This is a genomic window from Capnocytophaga periodontitidis (assembly GCF_016126015.1).
GTDB classification, from domain to species: domain Bacteria; phylum Bacteroidota; class Bacteroidia; order Flavobacteriales; family Flavobacteriaceae; genus Capnocytophaga; species Capnocytophaga periodontitidis.
Genome location: NZ_JAEFDB010000021.1, coordinates 1 through 11,034, shown reverse-complemented (window position 1 = coordinate 11,034; position 11,034 = coordinate 1). Strand labels below are relative to the sequence as shown.

The 11,034-nt window shown below is 43.8% G+C and carries 1 pseudogene; it reads right to left on the bottom strand.

Annotated features, from left to right (window positions below):
• Positions 1–63 precede the first annotated feature (63 nt).
• Positions 64–10,986 (bottom strand): annotated as a pseudogene (locus I7X29_RS14880) (T9SS type B sorting domain-containing protein); the annotation flags it as partial.
• Between the last annotated feature and the right edge of the window lie 48 nt (positions 10,987–11,034).

Genomic DNA, 11,034 nt, shown 5'->3' with positions numbered 1-11,034 from the left:
AAAACTCCCCGATTAGCATTAGTTAATCGGGGAGTTTCGCTATTATTATTTCAAGAAATACTCTTAATCGGCGGCTCTATAGAGGTTGAAGTGACCTACATATTCTTGGTCGTCTTCGCCGTCTTCGTGGGTTTTGAGGATGTACCAATAGTCACCTGTTGGTAATTCCTTGCCGTTGTATCGACCATCCCATACTTCTCCTGAACGTAAGCTGGTGATATAACGTCCGTAACGATCGTAGATGTCTACCGTTAAGTTTGGATAACTGCGGTATCTATCTGGATCCCAGCCGTCGTTCTGTCCGTCTCCGTTTGGTGTAAAGAAATCAGGTGGTACTGACTTCATATACTCTTTCTCTATAGTGAGTGTTGAGCTACAGCCGTTGCCGTCTATCGCCTCTACAACTACTGTTTTGTAGACTCTCTTACCTACTACTCGTGTGGTTGGATCGCTTGAGCGCAACATATATTCATTTGTACCGTCTTGATAACCATTGAACGTGTAACTATAACTTGATGGGTTACCGCCAACGGCTTGTACTTTTATCTTGTTGATTGCTCTCGGATCGGTAATATCCTTGATTTCTAAACCTCGATAACGGGTTAAGCTCACGGTACTACCCCAAGTTTGTTCACATAGTGGTGCTCCTGGTACATTTGAGTAATAGTATACCGTAAGGGTGTATTGTCCTGTAGGTATAATATCGGTATATCCGTACTTACCTTCTATTCTCTTGAATGGAGTTTTTTGAAGACCTCCGTCTACTGAGTAGAGGGTATTGCTCGCTGTACGTTTGTCATCGGCTTGTGAGAACTCTACACGTAAATAGCTGGTGGTGTAAGTAGTGGATACTACTGAACAGTTGAACTGTTCTTTTACATCTACAATATCTAACTTAGGTGCTGATGGTACTGTGATTTGTAAAGATTGTGAGCACTGACCATCGCTGTATTCTAAGAGATAAGTTCCTACTACATTGGTTATAGTGCGTACCGTTCCTGTTGCTGTTACGGTTCCGCTATCTGCTAAAGTACCTGAAGCTGTTTTGAGTGTATAGCTATAAGGTGCTCTACCGCCTTGGATGCTGAATATCAACTGTCCGTTGTTTAAACCGTAGCAGGTTTCGGATACTGTTGAGGCATTGACTTGTAACAAATCGGGTTCTACTATAGTGAAGCTGTGTTCTAATTCACAATTGATCTCGCCATTAGATCTCACTTTCACTGTATAAGTACCTGCTGATAAACCTGTGTATCGGCTGTTTGCTGCATCGAACGTGCCGGCTTCTGGTTCAATAGTATAAGTATAACTATTGGTTGCGCCGTTTACCACAAAGGTTATCGTTCCATCGTTTACTCCATAACAGCTCATATCGGTTTTTGTTACCGTTGTTGCCGTTAAACTGTTGTAAGCTGTTACATTTACTGTAAGGCTGGTTGTACAACCATTGAGGTGTGCAAAGGTGATGGTGTGAGTACCTGCTGTTACTCCTGTAAATTTACCTGAGTTTTGTGGTGCTGCTCCGTCTAAACTGAAGCTTACCGCTCCTGTGTAGCTGGCGCTGACCGCTGCGTTGATCGTATTGACTACGGTATTGTTACCACAACCGTAAATTACTGTTGCTGTGGCTTGCATATCTACACCTTCTTTTATCAATACTGATACTTCGGTTGTACAAGAGTGTGCATCTTTCACCGTGATGGTGTGGGTTCCTACTGATAAGCCTGTATACAAGGTCTTATCTACTGTCCAAGCACCACCGTCGATTGAGGTACTGTACGATTGGGTTCCTCCAGTGATGGTTATCGATACGGTACCATCGCCTGCTCCATAACATACCTCATCGGTTTGTTTATCGATGATGGCATTCAATACATCGGGTTCGTTGATCTTGAAGACCTCATCTACAAAGCAACCATTCTTATCTTGGGCTCTTACTACGTATTCTCCTCGAGCAAGTCGTGTGAAGTAGCCTTCGGATACAAATCTATCTAATCGTGGACTGATTGCGTATTGTATATCGCCTGCGCCTCCGGTTACCGTCATTGAGATGGTACCATCACGCATTGAGTTACAAGTGATATCAGTGGTTGCGGTTGCTACTGTAAAGGCTGGTGATTCACCTATATTTACTGTCGCTGTTTGTACGCAATCTACGCTGGTTACCTCTACTTGGTAAGTACCACTTGCTAAGCCTGAGAATGCCCAGTCGGTAGCATTTACTTGGGTTGCTGAAACTGTTTGTGCAATTCCGCCTTTGTACAATTTGTACTGATAGTTACCCAATGCTCCGGTTGCTGAGAAGGTGATACGCGCTGAACTTTCTCCGTTACACTTCACAAAGGCATCGGCTGTATTCACGTGCAAGGCTAAAGGTTCTAAAGCTGCTATGGTTATCTTATTAGATACTTTAGATGTACAGCCGTTGGCATCTTTTACATAGAACTCGTAATCGCCTACATCGGCTGCATTGACCGTAACGGTACTTCCTACTGTTGTAGTCAATCCGCCTTTTATTTGATAATAAGTATAAGCTCCTGTGCCTCCTGTTGCTACAAGTGATATTGTAGCTGGGGAATGACAAGTAAGTGGACTGGTAATACCGGCTACTATATTGAGTTCGGCAGGTTCGGTTACCTCTACTTCTATCTGTGATTCACATCCCCATCCATCGGTGATCATCAACACATATTCTCGTGCGTCTAATCCTGTGAAAGTGGTATTAGTTTGTGCGCCTCGTACAATAGCTCCTCCTTTTTCTTTCAATTCGTAAGTGTAGTTGCCACTACCTCCTGTGATGCTTTGTACGCTTATCACCCCTGTTCGATCGCTGAAGCAATTTACATTGGTTACTGTTACTGTCGCATCGATAGGATCGGGTGCTGCCATCACTTGGGTTACTATTGTTACACATCCATTTTCATCTTTTACCTCTACTGTATAAGTTCCTGTTGATAAACCTTCAAAGAGTGAGGTGCTGGTATAAGTTCCATATACTGGATGGGCTGTACCATTGTGGAACAAACGATATTCGTAATTGCCCCATCCTCCAGTAGCTTCTACATTAAAGGTTCCTGTTTGACCAACGCCACACTTGATGCGATCGGTGACTGTAGGGGTAGCTGTAAGTGCCATTGCTGGCTCGGATACCATTACTTGGGTGCTAGTTACCGTACAATTTGGCGCATCGGTTTGGTCTACTCTTACCACATAGTTGCCTTTTGGTAAACCGCTGATTACCGCTTTACGCACCGCATCTGGACTGCCTATTTGGGTTTGCAAACTACCTACTGGAGCAACCGTAGGACTTACTGTGTAGGCTTGGTAAGCTATCGGGCCTTGGTAACCACTGAAGGTAATGGTTATCTCTCCATTGCTATCTCCCACACAGCTCACTGGTTTACTTTGGGCTGCACTTACTTCCATCGCTCTATATTCGTTTACGGTATAAGATACGGTGGCATAGCAGCCTGTTTCTCTATCGGTTACTTTGATAGTATAGTAACCTGGAGCATTGAAGTGTACTGTTGCTACATTCGCTCCTGTTGTAAGGGTTTGTGTTGATGGCGTTGGCGTTGCCACACTACCATTGGCTGTTACCTCTACTATATAACCGAGGTTCTTACCTCCTACTATAGTGAAGTTCACTGTTTCGGATTGATTACAACTGATGGTTGTCAATCGGGTGGCTTTTATCTCACTGATGCGTTGTAGTGGTGGTACTACCAATGGGGTGTAGACGGCTCTACAGCCATTGGCATCCTCTACATTCACTATCACGGTTTGTGTGGCACTACCTACACTTGTGAGGCTGTAGACACTGCTGCTTATCCAGCCTGAAGTGGTGGTGCTTGTACCATCAAATACTTGATAGTTGTATTTGTAAGGTTGTGTACCGCCTTGCGCTACTGCTGAGATAATTGCTTGTTGGGCATTGTTATTGGCATCACATCTGTAGTGTGTGGTTACCGTAGTGGTATTGCTCACTATCAAGGTGGCTGGTGCGCCTATGACAATTGTCTCAGTTTTAGTACAGTTGCGCGCCGAGGTGAGTGTTACAGTGTAAGTACCCGCTGGCATAGCTATAAACTCTATGTCCTTAGGTGTGGTGTTCACCGTTTCACTGCGGGTAAAGCCGCCGCTACCTACTATATTGATTTGATAATCGGTTTGTGTTTGGGTACCTGGTATGGTAATTTTTAACTTACCATCGCTGCTACCACTACAGCTCACTGCTGTTGTAGTGTAAGTAAAGCTTACTGCTGCTGCATCAGTTACTGCAAAGGTGTGGGTTTGGGTAGGACAACCTGTTGCTACATCGTATACCGATACTTCATAATTACCTGCTGGTACATCTGTAAATCCGTTGGTAGTGGATGTAGTGCTCACTCCTGTACCTAAGTTCTTAAGGGTATAACGCAAGCTTGGTGAATCGCCTCCTGCATAAGTGACGCTAACTGTCGCTCCTGTATTTGGTGTACAAGTTACTTGCTTGATAAAGCGTACGCCTACTCCTTCTACCGGTTCGTATAAGGTTACCGATTGAGTAAGAGTTACTGTACAACCCCAAGAATCGGATATCGCTACTTGGTAATTACCTGCACTTAAGTTTTGGAACTCGGTGCTAGTTTGTGCTCCGCCTTGTGCTACCCCATCTTTGATGAGTTGATACAAGTAGTTCGCGCCTTCACCTCCCGTTACACTTCTCACTCCTATGGCTCCCGTACCATTGGTACAGTTTGCATTGGTTACCGTAAGTGTACCACTAATAGTTGTTGGGGTGGCTATGGTTACTGTACTGCTAAGGGTTGTAGGACAACCTCCGTTGTCTTTTACTAATACTCTATAAGTACCTGGGGTTAAGCCTGTGCGTACACTTGTGTTTGTCCACACTTCAAAGCCTGGAGCTGCTTGACCGATATAGTACTGATATGTGCCCCAACCGCCGGTTACATTTTCTATGGCTATCTCTCCACTGTTGTAAGTAGGTGCGCTAGCACAAGTTGCCTGACGTACTGTAACGCTCGCTGTAACAGACGCTGTTGGTTCTTCTATCTTGAAGCTATATACTTGCTCACAAGCTGTATTGTTATCTTTTACAGTTACTGTATAGGTATTAGGAGCTAAACCTGCTATGTTGAAGGTTGCTGTTGTGCCCGTTGCTGTAAATGGTGCGGATGGTGCAATCGTTCCTCCTGCTGGGGTTACGGTTACATTATAAGCGTGACCACTTACTGTATTGCTAAGGGTAAAGGTAGCGGTACCATCGTTAGCGCCTTTACAACCTACATTCTTCACTGGTGGGTTTACAATGCTGAAGTTGTTAGGGTTAGGTGAGATGTACAACTTGCTCACTGTACAGCCTGTCGCTTTGTTGGCTACCCAGAATGTGTAAGTTCTGTTAGGGGCTATGGTAAAGCTATTGCTTGTTTGCCAGCCGCCTGTTGTTGGGGTAATCGCTCCCGTAGGGGCGGTAGCTCCTTGATAATACAACAACTGACCGGTAAATGGTACTCCTGAACTTTGGGTTGCACTGATGGTGATGGTCTCACTCGCATTACAAGTTCCTGAAGTGGTTACCGTAAAGTCGATCTTATCAACATCAAAAGCTTCAAACGGTTTGATTACCACTGAGGTTTGGGTGCTACAACCATTGGCATCGATAGCGGTGATGGTTACTGTGCCTCCTGCTGTATTACCTATGCTAAAGCTATTGCCTGTACCTGATACGGTACCGTACAAGTACTCTATTCTATAAGGTTGTGTTCCGCCTTGTACTGCCCCACTTGGCACTGTGATTTGAGCTTGTTGTACACTGCCTGAGCTTCCACAACTGAACTCTTGTTTGTTGTTCTCTATCACTGTTTTGCTAAGGGTAAGTGCGGTAGGCTCTTTCACTGTTGCTGTATAGGTGCTTTGACAACCATTAGCCGTTACTGTAATGGTGTATACTCCTGCCGTTAAACCTCTCACTTCTCTATTGACTATTGATGATGATGGAACTGCTCCACTTGGGCCTTGTACTGCATAAGTGAATGTTCCTACAGTGGCTGCATTGACCTCAGTAAGGTAAATCGCTCCATCATTACCTCCGGCACAGGTTACTGTTTTTACCGAAGTGGTTATCTCTGGATGTTCGGCAGTACGTACTGTAATGCTCTTAGTATAACTACCGCAAGTGCCTGATGTACTCTTATCTCTTACTGTTACGGTATATACACCTACAGCCGTTACATTGATGGTCGCTTTATATTGACCTCCTACTTGTGGTATTGTAACAGGTCCTGTTAGTGTACCACCTGGATTTATATAGCTATATTCGTAGTCGCCTGAACCATTGTCTACTTTTATAGTGATTTCGGCTCCTCCGCCTCCACATCCTAATGGTGTGGTTAATGCTATATCTGCCTCTAACGCATTGGTGATGCTCACGGTTTTAGTAGCTATACATCCTGTAGATTTATCTCGGATTTGTACATCATACTGGCCTGCTACCAAGTTAGCAAATACATTGCTGCTTTGGTAATCTAAACCTCCATCTATTGAGTATTCGTAACCGTTGAGTTCTGTTCCTGTTGCTGGGGTTCCTGAAGCTCCTGTTTTAGCTTGTGGCTCAACAGTAAGGGTGTACTGTCCATCGGAACAACCTATTACAGTGGCTTTTGCAATTCTTGGAGATGGCGTTACTGTAAAGGTGTATGTACCTAAAGTAGCTTTACATCCATATTGGTCTTCCATCTCTAATTTTACTCCAAAACTATAAGCTCCACTTGGATAGGTTGGCATCGCTGGAGTGGCTATATTATCTTTTACTATCTGTACTCTTGAGCTTCCTGTAACTATTGGTGCTCTAAAAGTAACTCCTGCTGTTGTTGGAGTTACTGTGTACCTATAAGTACCTCCTCCTCCGGTAGGATTTTGTACCTCTAAAACTCCATCGCTATCACAAGTAATTGTAGCGGTTTGTGATACCGTAGCTGAAAGCGTTGCTAATTCTCGTATATGCAAGTCTCTACTACCCCACTTACAACTTCCTTCGCTGATAATAGCGTAGTATGTTTTGTTTGCACTGAGGGTAAAGGTAGACAAGATAGACTCGCCTCCCGGTCCTGGCATAGCTGCTGTACCATTGATAGGTGCTGATGTTACAGGATCTATAGCTATCGCATCGGTTGCTTTGTCATACACTGCCCAACTGATACTGGTTGAGGCTCCTGAGTTATATGCAGTGCTACGACGTACTTTAAGCGTTGCATTACCATTAGAGCCGTGACAGGCTGGATTGCCTTCAAGCATTGCACTGATCGCTGGTGAGGATACACTCGCATAGATGTCTCCTGTGTAGGCTGCCTCACATCCATTGGCATCTTTAACTCCAAAGGTATAGGTACGACCTACTACTAAGCCTGTGAACACGTGTGTAACTGAATTTACATTAGCGGCTACATAGGTTCCTCCATTGATATTAAACTGATAAGGTGGTTGTCCTTTGCCTGGAGCTACTGTTACCGTAGCGGTAAACAATGGGTTACCTGCCGCTGTACAGTTCTGTACGTACTGTTCTAAATTGGTGGTTACACTTACGCCTCCAATTGGCAACGGTACTACATAAGCCATCGCTGCTGTACTACATACATTAGGCGCTGTAGCACTCGGACGTGTTGCAAAACGCACTTGGATGGTTCTGCCTGGCTCGGTTACTCCTGATAAAGGAAGTATGTAATGTGGATTGTTTAGCATTGGATGCCAAGTACCACTATTGTTAAACTCATAGTATATTTGGTTACCGCCTGCTCGGTAGGCTGTCCAAGCATCATTACCCATTGTAAGGGTAAGGGTGGCTGCTGAACCTGTGGATGCACAACTTCCTACTGTTGCCGATAAGGTTATCGTAGCAGTAAGTGCTGGCATATCGGCTAAAGTAACATTTTGTGTCGCATTACAGCCGTATTTATCGGTTACTGTTACTGAGTATACTCCTGCTGCTACATTGGCTATCGTATAGGTGTTGGTCGCTATACCTGTATAAGTGGCTATTACTGGAGTTCCTCCATTGCCATAACGTACGGTAAAGTTGCCATCGCCTTGAATGTTTTTCAACACGATCTTGCCTGTTGCTGATCCTTGACACGTAGGCGTTACTGTCGCCGCTGTAAAGGCTACATTATCGGCTTTCTTCACTATTACTTGATGCGTTTTTACGCAACCTGCAGAACGTACATAAACTGTCCAAGTTTGTACTGCCTCACTAAAGTGTGGAATCACTTTGCTCGTATCGTTTAGATGGTAATTAGGCAATCCACTGCCTAATACATAAGCGTATTCGATATTGCTTGTTCCTACTCCTCCTGAGGCTATTACCTCTATCTTCGCATTGGTATTACAACTACTTTGGTGGGTTACCCTTACTGTACTATTTAACGATGGGTAAATACGCACTTGGGTGGCTGTACTACAACCATAACCATCGGTAACGGTGATGCTATAGCTGCCTTGGGTAAGACCCGTAAAGGTATGGGTGGTGCCATTGGCTGGTAAAACTACCGCCGCATTGTTATTTAACCTTACTTTGTAATTGCCATTACCACTGTTGATCTTCACTTCTATTACTCCATCTCCATTGTTTGAATAACAAGTGGTTGCTGATGTAGTAAGCGTTATAGCTGCTGGAGTGGTTACTGTAAAGACTCCTGTGAGCTGTGCACTACAACCATTCTTATCTTTTACTATAAAGGTAGGGGTACCTGGGGCTATGCCTGTAAAGACATTGTTTGTTTGGGTAGTGGTCGTTCCTACTCCTTGATAGATATAAGTATACGGTGGAGTTCCGCCACCTGCTGTAAGCGTTACTCGTGCTTTGTTGTTGTTGGAACACATCGCTGGCTCGCTAATGGTTGCCGTAAGGGTAAGCGCATTGGGCTCGGTGATGGTTACTGTACGGGTAAGCAAACAGTTACCGTTATGACTAAAGGTAATGGTATGAACTCCTGCATTGAGCCCGTCTACCTCAAAAGTCGATGCCGTTGTAGGGGTTGCATAACCTACCCCTGGACGGGCCGTTCCATCTACTGATACTCGGTAGCTACCTCCGTGTAGGTTCTCCATCTTGAAGGTTACCTTACCAGTACTCAAACCTTTACAAGTTACACCGGTTTGACTTACTACACTCGCCTTAAACTCTTTACCTGAGGGAACTATTACTTGCTTGGTGATTTCTTGTTCGCAAGATTTTGCTTCTTGGTAAACAATTATATCATCGATAGCAAAGTCATTACCCCCGCTTCCTACTGTCAAATTTCTAAATTCTATTCGGAAAGAGGTTGCAGTGCCTGGATTCAACTCTCCTGAGAACTCTTGCCAATCTAAATCGTGTCGGTTATCGCGAAGAATTCCTGAGGTTGTGCTTGCCAATACATTATTGCTGGCATCTACTAAACTTACTTGTATATTAGGTCGTATGATAGGATTATGGCATTCTTCTTTCTCTAAACTATACAAATATACTTTAAATTTAACTGGCTGATTAGGCACTACATCTTGTACCTCTTTGTAATAGAAACGTGTACCACCTGGTGCTACTACTCCATTATTCATTACAAAGAATCTTCCTTGTGCATCTGTTCCATTGCTCGTATGGTCTTTTGGCATTCTCCAACACCAACCTGGACAAGGATATGCGCCTGCTTGATTGGTAATTGCATAAGTTCCTTCCTCTAAACAGCCTGTAAGTTTACAAGTCCAATTTGATGGTACTATTGAAGATAAACAAGCGGTAGGCCCTGAACCAAAACTTTCTTCTATCAATATACTTGAAGCTGGAAGATTGGTATCTTTATATTTTATCGTTACTGTATAACTGCCTGGTGCTAAACCTGTAACAGTAGCGGTTGTACCTGTAGCAGTTTTGCCATCTATTTCATAAGTATAATCATAAGAGGTTGGGGTACCTGTAAAGCGTACCGTAGCCTTACCATTACAATCATAACCTGTAATGGTGTAAGTCGTGCCTGTAGGTTCTGGAATTCTCGCTGTTACTGTTACTGTAAGTCCTAATTCACAACCTTTAGCATCTTTTATATACACTGTATGGGTGCCTGCTGGTAACCAAGCTGATTTACTGTTGCCATAGTTGCCATCGAACTTATATTGATATGGTGGGGTACCTCCACTTGGGTTGGTAATGCGTACCTCTGCCTTATCTTTATTGGCTCCCGTGCCACAACCTATGAGTTGTGATACTCCTGCAAAACCTTGTAATGGGTTCGCAGGTTGGGTTATTGCAGCATTTTTAATGGTTTCGCAATTGTTGGCATCGACTACTTTTACAATATAGCTCTTAGCTGCTAAATTTGTAAATACTAACTGACTGCCCTTATTCACTCCATCTAAGAAGACTTTATAAGGTGCTTTGCCTCCTGAAATTGTTAAGGATATAGTTCCATTATTAGCTCCATAACAACCTACTGTTGTTGTACTTACTGTTACTGTTGGCGCTACAGCAGCTACTAATGTAGCTGTTCCTGTGATGATACAACCTTTGCTATCGGTAACTTCAATTGTATATGCTCCTGGGGTTGCTGTTTCATAAGTGGCTGTATTGCCTACTACATTTTGAAGACTTTGTACTAAAGCCCCACCTTGTTTCACTACATAACGGTAAGGTGGATTTCCATCTTTTACCTTGAGTTCTATCTTCCCTTTATTGCCCGGAAATACGTTACAAGAGATGTCCTTCGATACTGTCGCTCCTGTACCTCCATCAATAGAAAGCGGTTTCTTGATTTCAACAGTGTAGGTGGCTTTACAACTGTGTTTATCTATTACCGTAAAGGTGTGTGTGCCAGGGTCTAAATTATTATATATATAGGTAGTCGCATTTTGAGTAGCTACCGTTGTTCCATTGTGCTGGAATACATAAGGCGCTGTGTTTGTGTTGTTGGATGTGCGTACCTGTACCTCTACCTTGCCCTTAACTCCGCCTTGCAAACAATAGTTGTTGTTCGCCGTATTAGTCGTAGCAGTCAAGGTGAGTGT